Genomic DNA, 21,929 nt, shown 5'->3' with positions numbered 1-21,929 from the left:
GAAATAAGAATTCCTGTTCTTTTTATAAAACTAGAAAATTTAGTCTTCCTTTTCAGAAGTGTTCTTTTCTACTTTTTTAGCAGCTTTGATACTAATATTCCCATTGCTGGTCATGACTGCTTTGAGTTGTTTCTCACTTGGATGTTCCAGGTAATAATCGGTAATGGCATCTTCGATATGGTCTTGGATGGTACGACGGAGTGGGCGGGCCCCCATTTTTGGATCGTATCCCAGATCGACCAGTTTTTCTTTGACCTTCTCTGTCACATCCAGATGAATCTCATTTTGTGCGAGACGTTGATTGACTTCATCGAGCATAAGGGTAACGATTTGGAGAAGGTTTTCTTTTGATAGAGGTTGGAATTCAATGATGCCATCAAAACGGTTCATGAATTCAGGGCTAAAGAAGTTACCGAGTTCTCCAAGTACAGAGTTGGTTCGACCTTCGCGAGCAGCTCCAAAACCAACATTGGCCTCAGCTTTGCCGGTTCCAGCATTAGAGGTCATGATGATAATAGTATCTTTAAAGCTGACGGTACGACCTTGACCATCTGTCAAACGGCCATCATCCAAGACTTGCAAGAACATGTGCATGACATCTGGATGGGCTTTTTCCACTTCATCCAATAACACGAGGGAGTAAGGATTGCGACGTACCTTTTCTGTTAGTTGTCCGGCTTCATCGTAGCCAACATAGCCCGGAGGAGCTCCGACTAGTTTCGCTACGCTATGTTTTTCCATGTATTCGCTCATATCAAAGCGGATCATATTGTCTGCAGAGCCAAAGAGCTCGATCGCCAATTGTTTAGACAATTCGGTCTTTCCGACACCGGTTGGTCCGACAAAGAGGAAGCTTCCGATTGGTCGATTTGGAGATCCTAGGCCGACACGATTGCGTCGAATGGCTTTCGCGATTTTATCTACTGCATCATCTTGACCGATTACATGAGCTTTCAAATCAGAAGCCAGATTGATCAATTGAGACTGTTCTTTTTCTTTCAAATCGCCAACAGGAATATTAGTCTTTTGTTCAACGATGTGTTCAATCGTTTTTTCACTGATGACAGGGGTCTCCTGATCAGTGACATGTTGACCTTGCATTTCCTTGTATTTCGCGATTTGGTCACGGAAGTAGGCTGCTTTTTCAAAGTCTTCTTCGCGGGTTGCTTGAGCTTTGAGGTTTTCAGCTTCAATCAAGCGCTGATCAATCACTTTTGGATCCACAAAGTTCAGAGTCAGGTTCATTTTAGAACCGGCTTCATCCAACAAATCAATGGCCTTGTCTGGCAGGAAGCGATCTTGGATGTAGCGGTTTGAAAGAATAGCTGCTGCTTCGATAGCTCCGTCTGTATAGTGGACGTGGTGGTAGTCTTCGTATTTTTTCTGGATACCCTTGAGGATGGTGATGGTTTCTTCAACCGTTGGTTCATCGACCTTAACGGGCTGCATCCGACGTTCCAAGGCCGCATCTTTTTCAATGATACGGTATTCATTGAGGGTAGTAGCACCGACTAATTGGAGTTCACCGCGCGCTAAGGCTGGTTTGAGGATATTTCCAGCGTCCATATTGCCTTCGCCAGCTGATCCTGCACCAACAATTTCATGGATTTCGTCGATGAACAGAATAACATCTTCGCGTTGACGAATTTCATCCATTAATTTTTGCATGCGTTCTTCGAATTGACCACGAATGCCTGTGCCCTGAACGAGGCTCACGACATCTAGGCGGATGACTTCTTTTCCTTGCAATTTATGTGGAACGTCGCCATCGACGATTTTTTGAGCCAGGCCTTCCACAACGGCAGTTTTTCCGACCCCAGGCTCTCCAATCAGAACCGGGTTGTTCTTGGTTCGACGGTTGAGAATTTCGATGACACGGATAATCTCCTCGTCACGGCCAATGACAGGGTCAATATCTCCTTTGCGGGCAATTTCTGTGACATTGATGCCGAACTCTTCTAAAAGACCTTTTGGCTTTTGAGGACGGGCTTGACGAGGGTCTTGACCGCCACCACGGTTATTGTTTTGGCCGTAGCCGCCACCTCCATAACTGCCTCCGGATTGAGTTGGAGGGGTTTGAGGTTCTTGCGGACTTTGGAAGTTTCCAAGGTTATTGAAGAAATCTTCAAAAGGATCTCCAGTGAGTTGGCTCCGTTGGGTCATGCCTTTCAAGAAGCTGTTATTTGGGTCTGTTTTCATAATTTTATAGCAATTTTGACAGAGGTCTACTTGCTGCTGACGTCCATTTACATTTGTATATAAATGGATGGTTGATTCATTTATTTTACAATTTTGACAAAGCATATACATACCTCACAGTAGGTTTTTGATGGTTTTCCATCAAGAGACGAGCCTATTTTTGAAAGGTCAAAAATAGTCAAAGATTTATAGTTTCATTATATCAGTATTCTAGAAGTTTGCAAGAATTTGCTACGGAATGTCGCTAAGGATTGAAGAAAGAGCAAATCAATGGAAAAATGTGAATTTTTATTGGAAGAGCTTTCTCTTTTATGATAAAATAGGAGAGTAGAAAGTAAAGAGGAGAAATAAAATGGAATCACATTTAGTACGGATTATCAACCGTTTGGAGACAATGACAAAAGACGGTGGAAACTTGAAACGTAATTTTGAACGTGACGGTGTTGTTGTCGCTGAAGTAGCCTACAACCACAATGAAGAAGAAGGTTCAACCTTTACACTTCGTGATGTTGAAGCGCGTGAAACCTATACATTTGATAGCATTGATTTAATTGCAATGGAAATTTATGAATTGCTTTACTAAGTAGCTGTGTGGATGAGTTTGGGGTGGTCTCAAGCTCATTTTTTGTCCATCTGGCTATAGTTTTCGTCTATAAGAAATTCTAATTAGGAACAGTTAGGTTTGAGAGTTGAAATCTGCTATAATAGAGAGGACTATTTTCATTACTTGACTAGAAAGAGAATTGATATGACGACACTCATTGATGGGAAGGCGCTCGCTACAAAATTACAGGGTGAGATTGCAGAGAAAACAGCACGATTAAAAGAAGAGACAGGAGTTGTGCCTGGCCTCGTTGTCATCGTGGTAGGAGATAATCCAGCTAGCAAAATCTATGTAAGAAATAAAGAGCGTTCTGCTATTGCGGCAGGCTTTCGGAGTGAAGTGAGACGACTTCCTGAAAGCATCAGCCAAGCTGAATTATTAGAAGTGATCGAACACTACAATCAGGATCCCCTTTGGCATGGGATTTTGGTGCAGTTACCACTGCCTAAGCATATCGATGCGGATGCAGTCCTTTTAGCGATTGACCCGGCAAAAGATGTGGATGGCTTTCATCCATTGAATATGGGACGCTTGTGGGCTGGAAATCCTATTATGGTGCCATCGACGCCTGCTGGGATCATGGAGATGTTCAAAGAGTACGGGATTGATCTAGAAGGGAAGCGAGCAGTCGTGATTGGTCGTTCCAATATCGTTGGAAAACCAATGGCGCAGTTGCTTCTCGCCAAAAATGCAACGGTAACCTTGACCCATTCCCGGACCCATCATCTGCCTAAAATTGCTAGAAGAGCAGATATCTTGGTTGTTGCGATCGGTCGTGCGAAATTTGTAACAGCAGACTTCGTGAAAGAAGGTGCCGTCGTCATTGACGTCGGAATGAATCGCGATGAGAATGGCAAATTGTGTGGGGATGTCGATTTTGACTCCGTCGCCCCTTTGGCCAGTCATATTACCCCGGTACCAGGAGGGGTTGGGCCTATGACCGTCACCATGCTGATGGAGCAGACCTACGAAGCAGCTGTTCGTGCCTTAAAAAAATGAAAGTGTGAACAAGATGAAGTTTGTATTTGATTTAGATGGAACCCTGTCATTCGATGGTGTCACAATCGATGATGAAATCAAACAGGTCTTATTGAGAGCAGAAGAATTTGGCCATGAAGTCGCCTTTGCTTCTGCACGTTCTTACCGGGACTGCTTGGGCCTTTTAGGGGACCCATTGAGTCAGCAACTCGTGATAGGCTTAAATGGTGGATTGGCCTATAGCCAGGGGCAATTGGTATATGAGGAACAATTGGACAAGGATGTGTATCGGGAAGTCCTTGGCTTTTGCCGCCATTACAATCTACCATTTTTTGTGGATGATACCTTTGATTACAGCGGACAGATTTTGGAAAAGATTCCTTTTGTTGCTAATGTAGAACCCCTCAAGAAAGCCCAGTATCGTTCATTAGAGGAGCTGACAGATCCGATTAAGGTCGTGATCTATATGGGTGGCCATGAGGAGCTCGTGGATGAGATCATCGAGCGGATCGAAAAGACAGACAAGGCCCATATCCGCTATCATGCGCATGAAAAATGCATCTATCTCAATCCAGCAGACACGCATAAAGCGACAACCGTAGAAGAACTCTGTGGAGAGAATTTCGTGGCTTTTGGCAATGATCAAAATGATATCGAGCTCTTTGAAAAAGCTCTTTATGCAGTTCAAATTGGTGATTTTCCAGCCCTTCGGCCTTATGCGGATGATCAATTGGTAGCCAAACAAAATCAACCACAAGCTGTGGCTGCTAAGATCTTGCAAGTCTTCGCAGAATTCAGAGGAAAATAAAAGAAGGAGGGGGAGTCGTGGCTTCTCGTTTTTCGCTAGAAATGAGGAAGGTATGAGAACAGTTCAAAAAGAAGAGATCCAGCGTGTCATTGCAAAGCGAAAGGCGAATTCTTATAAAGGGGATTTTGGTCGCCTGCTCTTGATTGGAGGGACTTACCCCTATGGGGGAGCCATCATTATGGCGGCGCTTGCTGCGGTTCATAGTGGTGCGGGGCTGGTTACTGTCGCAACAGATCCTGATAATCTGACAGCCCTTCATAGCCATCTTCCTGAAGCCATGGGCTTTGATTTGGCAGATCACGAACTCCTTTGTGAGCAGCTCCAAAAAGCCAGCGTGATTCTTGTCGGTCCAGGCTTAAAGGAAGCAAGAGAAAACCATGCAATCTTGCACATGATTTTTGAACAAGTCTCTAGCCAGCAGGTCTTGATCTTAGATGGCGGAGCTATTAGTCTTTTTGCAGCCTCTCAGTTTGACCTGCCAGAGGCTCAGTTGGTCTTTACCCCTCATCAAAAAGAATGGGAAAAACTGTCAGGACTTGATCTAGCAAGCCAGACTGAAGACAAGAGTCGAAGAGCAGTACAGAACTTTCCTCAAGGGACTGTCATTGTAGAAAAAGGGCCTCATACCCGCATTTGGACAAGTGGGCAAGAAGAGGGCTATCAGCTAGATGTTGGTGGTCCCTATCAAGCCACAGGTGGAATGGGGGATACCTTGGCAGGGATGATCGCAGGGTTTGCGGGTCAATTTCCACAGGTCAGTCTCTATGAGCGCGTGGTGGTTGCGACCTACCTTCATTCAGCCATTGCAGAAGACTTGAGTAAAGAAGCTTATGTGGTTCTACCCACGACCATTAGTCAAGAAATCCCAAAATGGATGAAGAAATGGAGTGACCAAGATCAGGTTACTAGCACTGAAAATAGGGAGTAGGTAAAAAAATGAAGGAAAGCATTCGGAAAGCAAATCAGTATATCGATGAAAACAGGAAGAAGGTTAACCAGCAATATCGAGGAGCATTTCATTTGTTACCTCCAATCGGCTGGATGAACGATCCAAATGGCTTTGTTTATTTCCGTGGGGAATACCATTTGTTCTACCAATTCTATCCCTATGATAGTGTTTGGGGTCCCATGCATTGGGGGCATGCCAAATCAAAAGATCTTCTCCATTGGGAAGAACTGCCAGTAGCTTTAGCACCAAGTGAAAGCTATGATAAGGATGGTTGTTTCTCGGGTAGTGCTATTGTGAAAGATGACAAGCTCTATTTGCTTTATACTGGTCATGTAGACGATGAGGAAAAGCGAGAAGAGACTCAATGTCTTGCGGTTTCGTCAGATGGCATTACCTTTGAAAAGTTGCCTACTAATCCAGTGATCCATGCTCAACATATTGAGGGGATCGCAGATATTGCAGATTTTCGTGATCCTAAAATTTTTGAATACCAAGGAAGCTATTACGCTGTCGTTGCTTCTAAGACGCCAGATGATAGAGGTCAAATTCTCCTATTTGCATCAAGTAATCTAGTAGATTGGGACTTTACATCAGTTCTTTTAGAAGGTGAAAAAGGGCAAGGGATTATGTGGGAGTGTCCCGATTTCTTCCCTTTAGATGGCAAATGGGTCTTGATCCTGTCACCCATTGAAATGGAAAGGCAGCAAGAAAAATACTGGAACTTAAATTCGACGGTTGCCTTTATCGGTGACATGAATTGGGAAACGGGGCACTTTCGTGTCGATTCCTATGATGAATTGGATGGTGGTTTGGATTTCTATGCCCCTCAAACTTGTCAAGGACCAAATGGCGAACGATACATGGTTGCCTGGATGCAAATGTGGCACCGGTCTATCCCCAGTCATGATTTAGCTCATGGGTGGGCAGGTAGTATGACTCTTCCAAGAAAATTGTCTCTGAAAGACGGACGATTGGTTCAGGAGTTACCTGAGTCAGTGAAAGAACACTTTCTTGTAGAGCATGCGTCAGAAACCATTGTTCAGGGCAATCAGATCACGATCCCAGCGAGAGGGAAACAAACCTTGTTTGAACTAGATGCCAAACCGGGTTGCTCCTTTATCTTAGGTTATGGCGATGAAACTGATCCTGATAGTGTCTTGCAATTGGTTTATGACGCCTCTCAAAAACGCTTTAGCTTAAGTCGAGACCAATTTGGGCACCCCATTTCTGGAAAAGAAAATCCAGCATTTCAATCGAGATGGATTCAGTTGGATGCTGAAAAGGATCATCATTTTTCGATCATTCGCGATACCAACTCAATCGAAGTATTCGTGGATGGTAAAACTCTCTCGATGACCTTTTATGAAACGACTGAGAATCCCGTCTATACTCTCACGGCAGATGAAGGGATCGATTGGGTCGTGAAAACCTATCAAAAATAGGAAATCAATAGCCTCCTAAAGAATAAAAAGACAAGTCTTGTGACTTGTCTTTTTATTCTTTAGGAGAGGACAGAAGCGAGGAGCCCTCCGAGAATGAGGATGATAGCCCCGCTCAGTCGGTTGGCCATTTGGGCGAAGGCGATCATTTCCATACGATCAGATGCGGAGAGAACAGCGATATTTCCGGTTCCTCCCATCGAGTTATTGATCATACCAGATCCGATAGCAGTCTCGACTGGATACAATCCAACCAGTTTTCCGATCACAGCAGATGCAAGCCCCATAGCTACCACAGAGGTCAAGCTTAGGAGAATGAATTGCCAGGTCATCGCCTTAGCTAGAGTTGAAAGGTCAATCAAGGAAAGACCGATCCCAGCTAGGACTGCATGGGTGAGGTTGGTCATAATGACTTGGTTGAACATGACCACACAGTTTTCCAAAGGTTTTGGGACAGCATTGAAAGCTTTCAGGATAAAGACGATGATAATCATGAAGGCATAACTGTGGATTTTTGGAACAAAGGCATTGCAGATGACCCCGAGAAGAAAAATACTAAAGGCAAACATCATTCCAACTCCGATTTGGGTCGGATCAAGTGTGAGTTTTTCTTTCTTCAATTCATCTTTATTGACGGGAATCAAGACACCGTGACCATTGTAAGGACTGTCTGCAAAGATTTTGACGATCAAAACAGCTCCAATGATGGCAAGGATATTACCAAGTGTGGTAGCGGGTGCCAATTGAGAGAAGATGGCTGCTTGGCTTCCATGGAGATTAGCAGCGTAGATCTTTGAAAGAGGCAGGATTCCAGCTCCCATTCCTCCGACCATTTGTGGAAAGGAAACATAGAGAATCGAATGTCCAAATCCTTGTCCCAAAAGGCTTCCAACGATCCCAACAGAGAGAGCACCAATGACCATGGTGACCAAGGAAACAGGAATAAAGCGAGCGGAAGCTTTTACCAAAAGATTGCGATTCATCCCTAGAATAGCCCCACAAATCAAGGCTGCGATATAAAAATCCAGAAAGCCAAAGGAATCTCCCAAAAAGCCCTTGGTGGCTGTGATAATATTTGCTGGAATAACATGGAAGGTCGCTAGAAGAGTAGCTCCTAGTAAGGTGAAGACGGATCCTCCACCTAGGTAAGAATTCATAATTGGCAGTTTCTCACCGATAAAGTAGAGAAGATGCCCCATGACGACCAAAAGGAGGGTTAGTCCAAGCATATTGAGTGGGAGTTTCCCCATAGCAATCGTCACCGAAAGAACGATGACGATGAATGCATATAGAGGAAGACTGACACCGGAAATTTTGATTTCATTCAATTTTTTCATGGTTGTTCAGTCAGCTCCTTATTAGTATTTAGGATACCATTTAAGGTCACGTACAGCTTTGGCCATATCTGTTTCTTTAGCTTGTGCAAGCCCTTGTTCTTGAGCTTTCTTGGCAACAGCTTCTGCTACCTTGATAGACACGTCAGCTACATATTGGAATGGTGGAAGGACTGGAGCACCTGGTTGACCTGGATTGACGATGCCTGACAATGAGTGAGCAGCTGCCCCGATCATTTCATCTGTCAACAATTTGGCTTCAGAGGCCAACATACCAAGACCAAGCCCTGGGTAGATCAAAGCGTTATTGGCTTGACCGATTTCGTAGTCCACACCTTTGTAGCTGATGGTTCCTGAAGGGACACCGGTAGCGACAAAGGCTTTACCGTCTGACCATTCAATGACTTGTTGGGCTGTTGCTTCCAATTTCTTGGTTGGGTTAGAAATTGGGAAGATCACTGGGCGTTCAGTGTTTTCACACATGGCTTCAACCACTTCTTTAGTGAAGGCACCTGGGTTTGTAGAAGTTCCGACCAAGATCGTTGGTTTCACTGTTTTGATCACTTCAAGAAGATTGGTCATATCGCCTTTACCTTCGAAGTCAGCACGTTTTTTAGCAAATGGTTTTTGAGCTGGCGTCAAATCTTCCATATCGTCAAACAAAAGACCTTGTTTATCGATCATGAAGAAACGTTTGTAAGCTTCTTCTGGAGAAAGTCCTTCGGCAACCATTTCAGCGTGAACACGGTCTGCGATACCAGCACCAGCAGAACCACCACCATAGCAAAGGTAAACTTGGTCTGTTAATTTTTCACCAGTGATATCCATCGCTCCAAAGATACCACCCAAGACAACGATCCCAGTTCCTTGAATATCATCGTTGAAAGTTGGGATTTCTTTCTTGTAACGGTTCAAGATATCAGCCGCATTTGAACGACCGAAGTCTTCCCAGTGAAGGTACAATTTAGGGAAAAGTTTTCCAGCTGTTTGAACAAATTGATCGATAAAGGCATCGTATTTTTCACCACGGACACGTTCATGACGGTTTCCGAGATACATTGGATTATTCAACAATTCTTCACGGTTGGTACCAGCATCGATGACAAGAGGCATAACGCAAGCTGGATCAATTCCGGCTGCAGCAGTGTAGACCATCAATTTTCCGACAGAGATGTCGACCCCTTGGACACCCCAGTCACCGATACCAAGAATTCCTTCTGCGTCAGTTGCAACGATCAAGCGGATATCGCGATCGCCAGCCGCATTTTTCAATGTTTCTTCGATATTTTCTGGGTGGTTAATATCAAGGTAAGCGGCATATTGTGGGTCTACAAAGAGTTCAGAATATTGTTCAATGGTGTCTGCGATCACTGGATCATAGACGATTGGGTTGAACTCAACGATGTGTTGGTTAAAGAGGTAGTAGAAAAGAGTACGGTTTGTATTGAAAATTTCCATCAAGAAAAGACGTTTTTCAAGGTCTGATGGTTTGCGCAAGAAATGTTGGTAAGCTTGTTCAGCTTGTTCTTCGATGGTTTGAACATATGGAGGAAGAAGACCGATCAGGCCAAGTTCTTTACGTTCTTCCATTGTGAAAGCAGTTCCTTTATTTAAGAAAGGATTGTTTAAAATTTCATGTGATTTCATTGCGAAATACTCCTCATAAATAATTTATCTGTAAGATTTTTTCTCACGCAAGCCATTATAGTCTTCTGTATTTCTTATAGTCAACTTCCCTTATCCTTATAAAAAATTTTTATAAGTAAGGCTTTTGTGTTAGAATGAAGGAAATGGAAATTGTAGAAATAGAGGGATAGAGATGAATATCCGGGACTTGGAATATTTTTATCAACTGTCGAAATTAAAGTCTTATACAGACGTAGCACATTATTTTCAAGTGAGTCAACCGACCGTGACCTATGCCATCAAGCGTTTAGAGGACCACTATGCTTGCCAGTTGGTAGAAAAATCGTCTTCTAATCGTGTCTTGCACCTAACTCAGCCGGGGAAGGTTTTAGCCAATCACGCGCGAGAAGTTTTAATCGAAATCGAAAAGACAGAAAAAGCTGTTGAACGAAGTAAAAAGAATCTGTTGCGCATTGGACTACCGCCATTGATCACCAGCGATATCATGAAAAAATTTGGGACGCATGATGAAGAGCTTGAGATTTTTCGTCAATCGCAATTGGTGCAACTAGGTTCCAGGGATTTGATGCGTTTGTTGGTGCGTGGAGATTTAGATTTTAGTCTGTTGGGAAGCTTAGAGCCCATTTCGCACGCGCATTTGACCAGTCAGCTCTTGTATAAAAAAGAATTTTTTGTGATTGTTTCAAAGGATCATCCACTAGCAGATCGCAAGGAAATTTCTTTTAAAGAGGTGTTAGAGGAGACCTTCATTCTGTTAGATGAGCATCATGTCCACATGACGGCTTTTAAACGCTTGAATGCTCGCTTTGATGATTTGGCCCAGTCTACTGTTGTCTTGACTGATTCCAACTTGGTCTTGAGTTTCATCGAAGAAAATTTGGGAATTGGTCTCATGACGGATCTGACTCTCTTTCCAGAATATCCAAATCTTGTCAAAATTCCGCTGGTTGAAGAGGAAAAAACAGTCTTCTATATTAGTTATGCCTATTCAAATGAAGGGGAACCCCAAGCGCTTCTAAGCTCTTTTATTGAACGGTTAGAGAAGTGTGAAAAATAAGGAAGCTGGTGTCAAACAGACAAATAGAAAGTGTCTTGAATAAAATGAGGCTTGTAGAGAAAGGAAATTCATGATTTCGCTTTGTCTGCCAGCCTTTTTTGGTGTTTTTTGGTATAATTAAACTTGATCATATTCTGCAGAAAGGAGTTCCTATGTCCAACTATTTATCCGTATCAAGTTTGACCAAATATTTGAAATTAAAATTTGATAAGGATCCCTATTTGGAAAGGGTTTATCTGACAGGGCAGGTCTCCAATTTCCGAAAACGTCCCAACCACCAGTATTTTTCATTAAAAGATGAAAAAGCGGTCATTCAGGCAACGGTCTGGGCTGGAGTTTATCGAAGCTTTGGTTTTGAGCTAGAAGAAGGCATGAAGATCAATGTCATCGGTCGCATTCAGCTCTATGAGCCAAGTGGGAGTTATTCCATTGTCATTGAAAAGGCTGAGCCAGATGGGGTAGGGGCCTTGGCCATCCAATTTGAGCAACTCAAGAAAAAGTTGACTGAAGAAGGGCTCTTTCAGGACCGGTGGAAGCAAGCTCTGCCACAATTTCCAAGAAAGATCGGGGTCATCACCAGTCAAAGTGGGGCCGTGATTCGCGATATTATCACAACGGTGAGCCGACGCTTTCCTAGTGTAGAGATTGTGCTCTACCCGACCAAGGTTCAGGGTGAAGGCGCATCTAGTGAGGTGGTTGCTAATATTCAAAGAGCCAACCAACGGGATGATTTGGATGTCTTGATTATCGGTCGTGGGGGTGGTTCGATTGAAGACCTCTGGGCCTTTAATGAAGAAGCAGTGGTGCGAGCCATTTTTGAATCGCGGATTCCGATTATCTCCAGTGTTGGACATGAGACAGATACGACTCTAGCCGATTTTGTAGCAGACCGACGAGCTGCTACTCCGACAGCCGCTGCTGAATTGGCCACTCCAGTAACGAAGTTGGATCTCTTGTCCCATTTGCAAAAGCAGGAAAATCGCATGGCAACAGCCATGTCCAATCGCTTGGCCTATAATCGTGAACGCTTGGCCAAATTAAGTCAATCGGTTATTTTTAGACAGCCTGAAAGACTCTATGATGGCTACATGCAAAAGATTGACCAGTTGCAATTGCGCTTGAAACAAGGAATGCGGGATGCTTATGGACAAGGGGCTAATCAACTGCAAGGTCTGCGTCATCGCCTAGAAGCCATGTCTCCTTTGCATCGCATCGAGCGCTACCAAGACCGCCTGCTCCAAGATAAGAGAATCTTAACCAACCGAATGGAACAAGTCCTAAAAGAGCAAAAGATCAAGGTGCAAGGCTTATCAGAAGCCCTCTTGATGCTCGATACCAGTCGGATTATTGCGCGTGGCTATGCCATGGTTAAGGAAGGGGATCAGGTTCTAGATTCCGTTGCGAAAGTAACAGAAGGGGACCCGCTGTCACTCATCATGAGAGATGGCCAGTTAGAAGTAGAGGTAAAACATGTCGAAAGAAAAGAAATTTGAAGAAAACTTAGCAGATTTGGAAGCCATTGTCCAAAAATTGGAAAGTGGGGACGTGGCTCTTGAAGAAGCTATTACAGAATTCCAAAAAGGAATGAAATTGTCAAAAGAATTGCAAGATACCTTGGATCAAGCAGAGAAAACCTTGGTCAAGGTCATGCAAGCAGATGGTACTGAAGCGGATCTAGCATGAGACAAGAAGAAAAACGAAATAGAGTAGAGCAAGCGGTTCGCTCTTTTTATGAGGAGAAAGCCGTTGCCCCCCATTTAGTGGAGTCGGTCCTTTATTCCATCCAGGCAGGTGGAAAACGCCTGCGCCCCTTGCTCCTTCTAGAATTGTTAGAGGCCTTTGGACTGGAATTAACGGAGGCTCACTTTCAAGTGGCAGGGGCTTTAGAGATGATCCATACAGGAAGCCTTATTCACGATGATCTGCCTGCCATGGACAATGATGATTACCGTCGGGGGCAATTGACCAATCATAAGAAATTCGGAGAAGACCTGGCGATTTTAGCAGGGGATGCGCTTTTTCTCGATCCCTTTGGGATGATTGCTGCGAGTGCCCTTCCCGATGCGGTCAAGGTCTCTTTGATTCTTGAATTGTCAGATGCTTCCGGTAGTCGTGGAATGGTAGCTGGCCAAGTCCTTGATATGGAAGGGGAGCACAAACAGCTCACACTAGCAGAGTTGAAGACCATCCATGCCAATAAGACAGGACGCCTCCTTGCCTATCCTTTCATCGCAGCAGGTTTGATTTTAGAGTTGCAAGCAGACATTGCTCAGCTCTTAGAAAAAATCGGGAAAAAATTAGGCCTGGCTTTTCAAGTGCGGGATGATATTTTGGATTTGGTCGCTGATTTTGAAGCTTTGGGTAAGACTCCTCAAAAGGACTTAGTAGCTGAAAAATCGACCTATCCAGCCCTGTTGGGATTGGAAGAATCAAAAGCTTTGCTGACAAGTGAATTAGACGCTTGCGAGGACTTGTTGGATCAGATTACAGCTGCTTGCGACTTTGATCCGCGAGCGATCAAGAAATTAATAGAAGGATTACGAATAGATGGCTAAGGAAAGAGTGGATGTATTAGCCTATAAACAAGGCCTATTTGATACCCGCGAACAAGCCAAAAGAGGGGTGATGGCAGGTCTTGTCGTTGCCGTTATCAATGGTGAGCGCTTCGATAAACCGGGTGAAAAAATTGATGAAGCGACCGAGTTGAAATTAAAGGGCGAAAAGCTCAAATATGTCAGCCGAGGCGGTCTTAAATTAGAAAAAGCCCTGAACCAATTTGGTTTGTCTGTAGAGGGTAAAATTGCGATTGATATCGGAGCTTCTACAGGTGGCTTTACAGATGTCATGCTGCAAAATGGAGCCAGCCAGGTCTTTTCGGTGGATGTCGGGACCAATCAGTTGGCCTGGAAATTACGTAATGATCCTCGGGTGGTCTCGATGGAACAGTTCAATTTCCGCTATGCCGAGCCAGATGATTTTGAAGCGACACCGAGCTTTGCGAGTATCGATGTCAGCTTTATTTCCTTAGACTTGATTCTGCCAGCCCTTCACCGGATTTTGGCAGAAAATGGACAAGTCGTGGCCTTGGTGAAACCTCAGTTTGAGGCAGGACGCGAACAGATCGGGAAAAATGGGATCATTAAAGATCCTAAGATTCATTTAGCCGTCCTTGAAAAGGTCGCTGCATTTGCAGGGACACATGGCTTTGCGGTAATGGGAGTGGATTATTCCCCTATCCAAGGAGGCCATGGCAACATCGAATTTTTGATGTATCTAGAAAAAAAAGAAGAGAAAACAAAGCCAACTTCAGAGCAGCTGGAGGCTGTTGTGGAGCTGGCACACAAGGAATTTAAACATGAAGAGTAAGAATATCAGATTAGAAAAAATTCGCCGCTTCATTCGCGATCATGAAGTGGGGACTCAAGAAGAGATCGTCGAACATTTGAAAGAAGAAGGCATCTCAGCAACCCAAGCGACGGTGTCACGGGATATCAAAGAATTGGGCATCGTAAAACGCCCTCTGAAAGACATGACCTATGTCTATGAATTGCCACGTAAGCACCACCAAGGGATCGGGATGATCGAAAGCAATATTTTATCTCATCGTCGCATGGGAGAATATGTCAATTTCACCATGGTTCCAGGGACAGCGCCTTTAGTTAAACGTCGCTTGCGGGAGATTTATAAGGAGCATATCTTTAGTATTGTTGCAGATGATGACACGATCTTACTGATCGCCTATTCAGCTCCAGAAGCAGAGAATATCCTCAAATCAATTTTTGGGTGGTAAGAGCCTATGCTATTAGAAATTTCGATTAAGAACTTTGCCATTATCGAAGAGATTTCCTTAAATTTTGAAAAGGGAATGACGGTACTGACAGGGGAAACAGGTGCAGGGAAATCCATCATTATCGATGCCATGAACATGATGCTGGGAAGTCGCGCAACGACCGATGTCATTCGACACGGAGCCCCAAAAGCAGAAATCGAAGGGCTCTTCACCGTTGAGAGCAATCGCCACTTGACGGCTCTTTTTGAAGAGCAAGGACTAGAGTGGACCGATGAATTGATCATTCGCCGAGAGATCTTGCAAAATGGACGAAGTGTCAGCCGGATCAATGGTCAGATGGTGAATTTATCTGTCTTAAAGGCAGTCGGTCAACATTTGGTGGATATCCATGGGCAGCATGATCAGGAAGAACTTATGCGGCCCCAATTGCATATCGCTATGCTGGATGAATTTGGAGACACAGCCTTTTTCCAAACCAAAGACGCTTATCGTCAGACCTTTGAAGACTACAAACGCCTGCGCAAACAAGTGGTGGAACTCCAGCGCAACCAGCAGGAAAACAAGGCTCGTATCGAGATGTTGGAGTTTCAAATCGCAGAGATTGAGGCGGCTGCCTTGGAAGTGGATGAGGACCTGCGTCTGGAGCAAGAACGCCAACGCCTGCTCAATCACAAGATGATTGCAGATACCCTAACCAATGCCTATACCATGCTGGATGCAGAAGAATTTTCGAGTCTAGCCAATGTTCGCTCAGCCATGAATGATCTGGAGAGCATCGAAGAATATGATCCCAGCTACAAAGAGCTCTCAAGCCAATTATCTGAAACCTTCTATGCCCTTGAGGATATTACCAAGCGCTTAGAAGATGTGGTCGATGGTCTGGAGTTTGATGGCAATCGCCTCATGCAGGTGGAATCGCGTTTGGACTTGATTCACTCTATCACGCGCAAGTATGGTGGCCAAGTCAAGGACGTATTGGAATACCTGGCGCAAATCACCAAAGAATATAGCCTCCTCACCGGAAGTGACCTCTCGTCTGAGGACTTGGAAAAAGAACTCAAACGTTTGGAAAAGAGTTTGGTCACCTTGGCTCAAGATTTGAGTGATCAGCGGCATACTTTGGCCCAAGCCTTGGAAAATGAAATCCAGCAAGAATTGGCAGATCTCTACATGGACAAGGCGCGTTTTCAAGTGCGTTTTAGCAAGGCTAAGTTTAATCGTGAGGGAAATGAAGCTGTCGAATTTTACATTTCGACCAACCCAGGTGAGGACTTTAAACCCCTTGTCAAGGTAGCATCTGGTGGAGAATTGTCACGCTTGATGTTGGCCATTAAGTCTGCTTTTTCTCGAAAAGAAGGAAAAACCAGTATCGTCTTTGACGAGGTGGATACAGGGGTCTCTGGGCGCGTGGCCCAAGCCATCGCAGCGAAAATTCATAAGATTGGTCAAAATGGCCAAGTGCTTGCCATTTCTCACCTGCCTCAAGTCATCGCTGCAGCAGATTATCAATTCTATATTGAGAAAATCAGTGATGAACACTCAACTGTATCTACTGTGCGTTTGCTCAATAGAGAAGAACGAATCGAAGAAATTGCCAAGATGCTGGCAGGAGAGGATCTAACGGAAGCTGCCCGTCAACAAGCAGAGCAACTTCTCAAGCGTTAAGAGAAAGAAGGTTTGAAACAATGTCAACATACTTTGTAGTCGGAGATATTCACGGAAAAGCACAAATGCTAGAAGAGCTCATGACAGAGTGGGATGGAAAAGCTCAATTGGTCTTTTTAGGGGATCTGATAGATCGAGGCGAAAACAGCAAACGATCAATTGAAATCGTAAAGGACTACGTAGACCATCACGGAGCTGTTTGCCTTTCCGGGAATCACGAGTACATGTTTTTAGCCTGGTTGGACAATCCAGAAGAGCGTTATGACCACTACCGAAGAAATGGTGGCGATACGACCATCAACTCTCTGTTAGGCCGGCCACTCGATGCTCCTGTAGATGGCATTGCGGATGCGCAAGCAGTAGAAAATGCCGTTCCTGACTTGGTGGCTTTCATCCGTAGTTTGCCTTTTGACTACGAGACTGAGACCTATTATTTTGTCCACGCTGGTGTGGATCTAACCCTTGAAAATTGGCGAGAAACCAGTGATTACCAAAAGGTCTGGATCCGAAAACCATTCCATGAATCGGAGAATCATACAGGTAAATGGATCGTCTTTGGCCATACACCAGTCTATGGACTGCTCAATGAGCCAGTCGGCACCGAAAATCTTTGGATTTCAGATCAGAAGATGGGTGTCGATGGGGGCGCTGTCTTTGGTGGAGTCCTCCATGGATTGCTCTTGGATGATCAAGGCATTGTCCATGACCATGTCCTTCATAATACAGGTTTTTCTGCCGCAGACGACTGAGGAAGCAGGAATGGATATCTTTCACTGCAAAACCCCGTGTTTTTTGATATAATGAAAGCAGAACATTCTTAGGAAGAGTATAGAAATATATGGCAAATATTAAAATAGTTACAGACTCATCTATTACAATTGAGCCTGAAGTGGTTGAAGAATATGGCATTACCATTGTGCCACTTTCTGTTATGGTGGATGGAGTCCTTTATTCCGACAGTGAGTTGGGCGAAGGGGACTTCTTGCGCTTAATGCAGTCTAGCAAAAATCTTCCAAAGACCAGCCAACCACCCGTTGGAGTCTTTGCGGAGGTGTATGAAAAGTTAGCAGCAGACGGAGCTCATATCGTTTCGATTCATATGTCTCATGCCTTGTCAGGAACCGTAGAGGCGGCTCGTCAAGGGGCAACCTTGTCAGGGGCAGAAGTAACTGTGATTGATAGTGGCTTTACAGACCAAGCTATGAAGTTCCAAGTGGTTGAGGCAGCCAAGTTGGCCAAAGACGGAGCTGATTTAGACACTGTCTTGGCTCGCATCGAAGAAGTCAAAGAAAAGACAGAGTTGTATATCGGTGTTTCTACCTTGGAAAATCTGGTTAAAGGTGGGCGCATTGGCCGTGTTACAGGACTTTTGAGCTCCCTTCTCAATATCCGTGTCGTGATGCAAATGAAGGACCATCAGTTAGAACCAATCGTCAAAGGGCGCGGTAACAAGACCTTTAAGAAATGGTTGGATGAATTGGTAGAGAAACTTTCCCATAGTAAGGTGGCTGAGATCGGGATTTCTTACGCAGGGACACCAGAGTGGGCCAATGAAATGAAGGCTCAGTTGCAATCTCTCGTTGAAAAAGCAATCCCAGTTCTCGAAACTGGATCGATTATTCAAACCCATACAGGTGAGAATGCATTTGCAGTTTTGGTACGCTACGAATAAGCTGAATAAATATTTGAAAAAACAGGTTTAGTACTTGACCTAAAGGCTTTTTTTAGATATTATAGTACTGTTAAGGCGTAAAGCCTAAAAAAATTTGGAGGATTTGTTAAATGGCTAACAAACAAGATTTGATCGCAAAAGTGGCAGAAGCTACAGAATTGACTAAAAAAGATTCAGCAGCAGCTGTTGATGCTGTATTCGCAGCAGTTTCAGAATACCTTTCAAAAGGTGAAAAAGTTCAATTGATCGGTTTCGGTAACTTCGAAGTTCGTGAACGTGCAGCTCGTAAAGGTCGCAACCCACAAACTGGTAAAGAAATCAAAATCGCAGCTTCTAAAGTTCCAGCATTCAAAGCTGGTAAAGCTCTTAAAGAAGCAGTTAAATAATTGCATTTTGAAAAGCCATCCTAGATTTCTAGGATGTTTTTTTTGTTGGACAGCTCTATAGGATAAGGGTATAATAGGAAAAAAGAAGGAGAGAGAAAAGACCATGCGATTCATTTTAGGCCTCTTTGCCTTGTTGTTTATCCGACCTATTTTGTATCTACTGAAAGGGCTGTGGTTTGTACTGGAATTTTGCTTTATGATCCTCGTGGTCAAAATGATCCTAGGAACCGTGCGCTGGATGACCAGTTGGATCGGTTGAGAGTAGATGAATCTATTTCAGGCTCGTGAATCAATGTCCCCTGGACATAAGCTCGCTTTTCCATTTTTAGGCTCGTGAATCAATGTCCCCCGGACATTTTTTTTAATTAAAAGCATTCTAAATAGTGATTTATTTTGAAACATGATATAATAAGGGTAACGAATCGGTTAAATCATATTGGAAAGGGGGAATCATAGTGAACGCATTGCATCGTCATGAAGAAGAGCGCGTGGAAGAAGTCTTGCAAAATTTGCGTGCTAAGGGCATTCGGATTACCGATACCCGCAGAGCAGTTCTTTCCTATTTAGTGGCGAGTCATGAACATCCAAGCGCTGAGAAGATCTATCGTGATTTATTGCCTCAGTTTCCAAGCATGAGTCTAGCAACTGTCTACAACAATATCAAGGTTTTAATTGATGAGGGGGTTGTCTCTGAGATCAAGGTTCGCAATGATACCACGACCTATTTTGATTTCATGGGGCATGACCATTTGAATGTGGTATGTGAAAAATGTGGTCGTATCGCAGATGTGGACATTGAAGTCCCAGATCTTCGCGAAGAAGCAGCCAGTCAAAGTGGCTACCAGATCACCAAGACCCAGATGACCGTCTATGGCATTTGCCCCGACTGTCAGAAAAATTAGTGTGAGAGAAAGCAGAGCCGTCAGGCTCTTTTTTGATGCAATGAAAGCCTGCCTATATTTTATACCGGGAGAAAAATAGGGAAAATCATGATATAATATACTTTTACGATCAAACAAAAGGAGAACGAGATGAAGAAGCTGGAGAATTTTTCTTGGAAGATGTGGCAGGTCTATGCCTTAGCGGCAGTGACCATTTTTATGATTGGTGCTATATGGTCTTTCTTTTTCTTGAAAACGGCCCCTCATATAGTTGGATAGAGTAACAATGTTTGTGAGATAAGGACTTATAGAAAGATTTAAAAAATGAAGATAAAGAGTGAAAAACTAAAAAGTTTACTGGTCATTGTTGGTTTTTTTATCCTTTTAACTATTTGTTTTTATAAAAATTTAGAATCAAATATCAAGGAAATCTACAAGAATAATCATTATTCAGGAGAGGTTCGGATCACGGGCCTTTCGATTACAAGTGAATCAAAACTAGTGATTAATGCTAATTATACCTATTCTGAAACGATTAATGGGAAAGTCATCTCTATTCCATTGAAGAAACAAATGATGTTGGAACAAGTCATTTTGCCATATTATCCACCTGTAGCTAAAGAAGTACGTTTTGGATTGCTTGGTGATTCAATAGGAATGTATAGTGAGCCTCCTAGCACGTATGTACCCATTCTTGAAAAAGCCCTAGAATTGAATCCTGAGAGAAAAAAGTTGGAGCAGGAATTAAAGAAAAAAATAGATCAAAATTCTATCTTAAAAGGATCGAAGGTTGAATTAAAACTTGGTATTTCAAGTAAAATAAAGTATATTGGCGGGATACATTGGCTTGAAGATTACGAGAAACAATCGGCGAAGAAGGGACGGACTGTTCTTGGAGGATGGTATGGTTTTCCGGTAAAAGAAGCTTTAGATAATGATGTCCTATATGTTCAAGTGACATTACCTAAAGGTGTGAAGAGGGATCATATCCGATTTAAGGATGAATTAGAAGCGATTGTACAAACATCGAGTTTGCCAAATGGTCTCTATGTCTTAGGAACTGTGACAGATTCGAATTTCGATGAGGTTGAGATTGAAGACAGAGTGGTTAAGGAAAGGAATTAAAGATGTCAGAAACAAAACAAGAAAGTAATCTTAGTTTAGTCTGGGAGCTTGCGTTGTATATTGTTCTAGTTCTATCAATTGTTGGATTTCCATTTTTGAATGGTCTTTATTATTCGTATTCAGATGATTCACAGGTTTTTCTATTTCGAAAAAGCAACTCAGTATTTTGGGGGCAAGAATTTAAAGGTGTGGTGAATTCTTACTTTATTATTTCTCTCATACTATTAATTGTTTTACCTGTTATAGCCTATATTATTCATGATTCTTTTGAAAAAAAGGGGTATCCATTTTTGGCTAGCCTGCAATCTTTTTTGATTCACCTATCTTGTAGTGTTATTCTAATATATGCTGCATTTTCATTAACAATTCAAAAAGTTTATTATAATTTGGGGTTTGGTGTTTATCTTTGTCTGCTAATTTATATGGTTCATATGTATAGTGATTTAAAAGATTTAAGAAAAATGATTGAACAACGAAATTCCTTGACTGAAGAGAATCAAGCAACAGAGTAGCCTGTCTAAGTGAAAGAAGAAACATTCCTCATTTTCAAACCAGAGCCGTCAGGCTCTTTTTTGTGAGAAATTGCACTTTTCTATGGTCGCCACTAGATTTTTTACTGAAAATCTAGTAGAATAGAATAGATAAACGGGGGAAACCTCGGAGAATAAAAAGGAGATCCATCTAATGGTAAAATTGGTTTTTGCTCGCCACGGTGAGTCTGAATGGAACAAAGCTAACCTTTTCACTGGTTGGGCTGATGTTGATTTGTCTGAAAAAGGTACACAACAAGCGATCGACGCTGGTAAATTGATCAAAGAAGCTGGTATCGAATTTGACCAAGCTTATACTTCAGTATTGAAACGTGCGATCAAAACGACTAACTTAGCTCTTGAAGCTTCTGACCAATTGTGGGTTCCAGTTGAAAAATCATGGCGCTTGAACGAACGTCACTACGGTGGTTTGACTGGTAAAAACAAAGCAGAAGCTGCTGAACAATTTGGTGATGAACAAGTTCACATCTGGCGTCGTTCTTACGATGTATTGCCTCCTGCAATGGACCGTGATGATGAACACTCAGCACACACTGACCGTCGTTACGCTTCACTTGACGATTCAGTGATCCCAGATGCTGAAAACTTGAAAGTTACTTTGGAACGTGCCCTTCCATTCTGGGAAGATAAAATCGCTCCAGCTCTTAAAGACGGTAAAAACGTATTCGTAGGAGCACATGGTAACTCAATCCGTGCTCTTGTAAAACACATCAAACAATTGTCAGACGACGAAATCATGGATGTGGAAATCCCTAACTTCCCACCATTGGTATTCGAATTTGACGAAAAATTGAACGTTGTAAAAGAATACTATCTTGGAAAGTAAGATAGCGTGATTCGTTAT

24 protein-coding genes are annotated in these 21,929 nt (G+C 43.2%); 21 read left to right on the top strand and 3 right to left on the bottom strand.

Going from position 1 to position 21,929, the window contains the following annotated elements; translation table 11 throughout:
* Positions 1-39 precede the first annotated feature (39 nt).
* Positions 40-2,304 carry an ATP-dependent Clp protease ATP-binding subunit gene (locus H7T92_RS06145; protein WP_201037347.1) on the bottom strand — a complete coding sequence of 755 codons (2,265 nt, stop codon included), beginning with the start codon at positions 2,302-2,304 and terminating at the stop codon, positions 40-42.
* Between the two features lie 247 nt (positions 2,305-2,551).
* On the opposite strand from H7T92_RS06145, the gene H7T92_RS06140 reads away from it, so the two are divergent.
* From H7T92_RS06140 to H7T92_RS06120, 5 genes are all read left to right on the top strand, one after another.
* Positions 2,552-2,782: a DUF1797 family protein gene (locus H7T92_RS06140; RefSeq protein WP_003005989.1), complete on the top strand. Its 231-nt coding sequence runs from the start codon at positions 2,552-2,554 to the stop codon at positions 2,780-2,782.
* 165 nt (positions 2,783-2,947) lie between these two features.
* Positions 2,948-3,802 (top strand): bifunctional methylenetetrahydrofolate dehydrogenase/methenyltetrahydrofolate cyclohydrolase, encoded by an 855-nt coding sequence (locus tag H7T92_RS06135; RefSeq protein WP_041826248.1) that lies wholly within the window; start codon positions 2,948-2,950, stop codon positions 3,800-3,802.
* A 13-nt stretch (positions 3,803-3,815) separates the two neighbouring features.
* A complete protein-coding gene (locus tag H7T92_RS06130; protein ID WP_201037346.1) occupies positions 3,816-4,589 on the top strand; it encodes an HAD-IIB family hydrolase in 774 nt (257 codons plus the stop codon).
* 52 nt (positions 4,590-4,641) lie between these two features.
* Positions 4,642-5,517, top strand: coding sequence for an NAD(P)H-hydrate dehydratase (locus tag H7T92_RS06125; RefSeq protein ID WP_070673765.1), 876 nt, complete (start codon positions 4,642-4,644; stop codon positions 5,515-5,517).
* 8 nt (positions 5,518-5,525) lie between these two features.
* The gene (locus H7T92_RS06120) at positions 5,526-6,980 is read left to right on the top strand and encodes a glycoside hydrolase family 32 protein (RefSeq protein WP_201037345.1); all 1,455 of its coding nucleotides are present in this window, start codon (positions 5,526-5,528) and stop codon (positions 6,978-6,980) included.
* 59 nt (positions 6,981-7,039) lie between these two features.
* Here H7T92_RS06120 and H7T92_RS06115 read toward each other — a convergent pair whose 3' ends face one another.
* Both H7T92_RS06115 and H7T92_RS06110 read right to left on the bottom strand, forming a co-directional pair.
* On the bottom strand, positions 7,040-8,314 hold the full coding sequence (locus H7T92_RS06115) for a 2-hydroxycarboxylate transporter family protein (protein ID WP_201037344.1): 1,275 nt from the start codon (positions 8,312-8,314) through the stop codon (positions 7,040-7,042).
* Between the two features lie 21 nt (positions 8,315-8,335).
* Complete coding sequence (locus tag H7T92_RS06110) at positions 8,336-9,958, bottom strand: malolactic enzyme (protein WP_201037343.1); 1,623 nt, start codon at positions 9,956-9,958, stop codon at positions 8,336-8,338.
* Between the two features lie 172 nt (positions 9,959-10,130).
* On the opposite strand from H7T92_RS06110, the gene H7T92_RS06105 reads away from it, so the two are divergent.
* The 16 genes from H7T92_RS06105 (at position 10,131) to H7T92_RS06035 (ending at position 21,911) form a co-directional block, all read left to right on the top strand.
* A complete protein-coding gene (locus tag H7T92_RS06105) occupies positions 10,131-11,015 on the top strand; it encodes a LysR family transcriptional regulator (RefSeq protein ID WP_201037342.1) in 885 nt (294 codons plus the stop codon).
* A 152-nt stretch (positions 11,016-11,167) separates the two neighbouring features.
* Complete coding sequence (gene xseA / locus H7T92_RS06100; protein WP_201037341.1) at positions 11,168-12,508, top strand: exodeoxyribonuclease VII large subunit; 1,341 nt, start codon at positions 11,168-11,170, stop codon at positions 12,506-12,508.
* Entirely contained in the window at positions 12,486-12,698 is a 213-nt protein-coding gene (locus H7T92_RS06095; RefSeq protein ID WP_003006013.1) for an exodeoxyribonuclease VII small subunit, read from the top strand. Before xseA ends, H7T92_RS06095 begins: the two co-directional genes overlap by 23 nt.
* Positions 12,695-13,570 (top strand): polyprenyl synthetase family protein, encoded by an 876-nt coding sequence (locus H7T92_RS06090; RefSeq protein WP_201037340.1) that lies wholly within the window; start codon positions 12,695-12,697, stop codon positions 13,568-13,570. The genes H7T92_RS06095 and H7T92_RS06090 overlap by 4 nt, the downstream gene beginning before the upstream one ends.
* The gene (locus H7T92_RS06085; RefSeq protein ID WP_155198947.1) at positions 13,563-14,381 is read left to right on the top strand and encodes a TlyA family RNA methyltransferase; all 819 of its coding nucleotides are present in this window, start codon (positions 13,563-13,565) and stop codon (positions 14,379-14,381) included. The genes H7T92_RS06090 and H7T92_RS06085 overlap by 8 nt, the downstream gene beginning before the upstream one ends.
* Positions 14,371-14,805, top strand: a complete 435-nt coding sequence (locus H7T92_RS06080; RefSeq protein ID WP_003006022.1) for an arginine repressor — start codon at positions 14,371-14,373, stop codon at positions 14,803-14,805. The genes H7T92_RS06085 and H7T92_RS06080 overlap by 11 nt, the downstream gene beginning before the upstream one ends.
* A 6-nt stretch (positions 14,806-14,811) precedes the next feature.
* Positions 14,812-16,470, top strand: a complete 1,659-nt coding sequence (gene recN, locus H7T92_RS06075; RefSeq protein WP_155198948.1) for a DNA repair protein RecN — start codon at positions 14,812-14,814, stop codon at positions 16,468-16,470.
* Positions 16,471-16,490: 20 nt separating this feature from the next.
* The gene (locus H7T92_RS06070; RefSeq protein ID WP_049498165.1) at positions 16,491-17,219 is read left to right on the top strand and encodes a metallophosphoesterase; all 729 of its coding nucleotides are present in this window, start codon (positions 16,491-16,493) and stop codon (positions 17,217-17,219) included.
* Positions 17,220-17,308: 89 nt separating this feature from the next.
* Positions 17,309-18,142, top strand: a complete 834-nt coding sequence (locus H7T92_RS06065) for a DegV family protein (RefSeq protein WP_201037339.1) — start codon at positions 17,309-17,311, stop codon at positions 18,140-18,142.
* Between the two features lie 110 nt (positions 18,143-18,252).
* The gene (locus H7T92_RS06060; RefSeq protein WP_003006038.1) at positions 18,253-18,528 is read left to right on the top strand and encodes an HU family DNA-binding protein; all 276 of its coding nucleotides are present in this window, start codon (positions 18,253-18,255) and stop codon (positions 18,526-18,528) included.
* 103 nt (positions 18,529-18,631) lie between these two features.
* Positions 18,632-18,787, top strand: a complete 156-nt coding sequence (locus H7T92_RS06055; RefSeq protein ID WP_004219735.1) for a hypothetical protein — start codon at positions 18,632-18,634, stop codon at positions 18,785-18,787.
* A gap of 196 nt (positions 18,788-18,983) precedes the next feature.
* Complete coding sequence (locus H7T92_RS06050; RefSeq protein WP_003006041.1) at positions 18,984-19,430, top strand: Fur family transcriptional regulator; 447 nt, start codon at positions 18,984-18,986, stop codon at positions 19,428-19,430.
* Positions 19,431-19,559: 129 nt separating this feature from the next.
* Entirely contained in the window at positions 19,560-19,688 is a 129-nt protein-coding gene (locus H7T92_RS10450; protein ID WP_003006046.1) for a hypothetical protein, read from the top strand.
* A 45-nt stretch (positions 19,689-19,733) separates the two neighbouring features.
* Positions 19,734-20,534, top strand: a complete 801-nt coding sequence (locus H7T92_RS06045) for a hypothetical protein (protein ID WP_201037338.1) — start codon at positions 19,734-19,736, stop codon at positions 20,532-20,534.
* Positions 20,535-20,536: 2 nt separating this feature from the next.
* On the top strand, positions 20,537-21,046 hold the full coding sequence (locus H7T92_RS06040) for a hypothetical protein (protein WP_049498167.1): 510 nt from the start codon (positions 20,537-20,539) through the stop codon (positions 21,044-21,046).
* Between the two features lie 172 nt (positions 21,047-21,218).
* Positions 21,219-21,911: a phosphoglycerate mutase gene (locus H7T92_RS06035; RefSeq protein WP_003012031.1), complete on the top strand. Its 693-nt coding sequence runs from the start codon at positions 21,219-21,221 to the stop codon at positions 21,909-21,911.
* Positions 21,912-21,929 lie beyond the last annotated feature (18 nt).

It is taken from the genome of Streptococcus parasanguinis (assembly GCF_016648855.1).
GTDB classification, from domain to species: Bacteria; Bacillota; Bacilli; order Lactobacillales; family Streptococcaceae; genus Streptococcus; species Streptococcus parasanguinis_L.
This window is presented reverse-complemented; position numbering and strand designations above follow the sequence as displayed.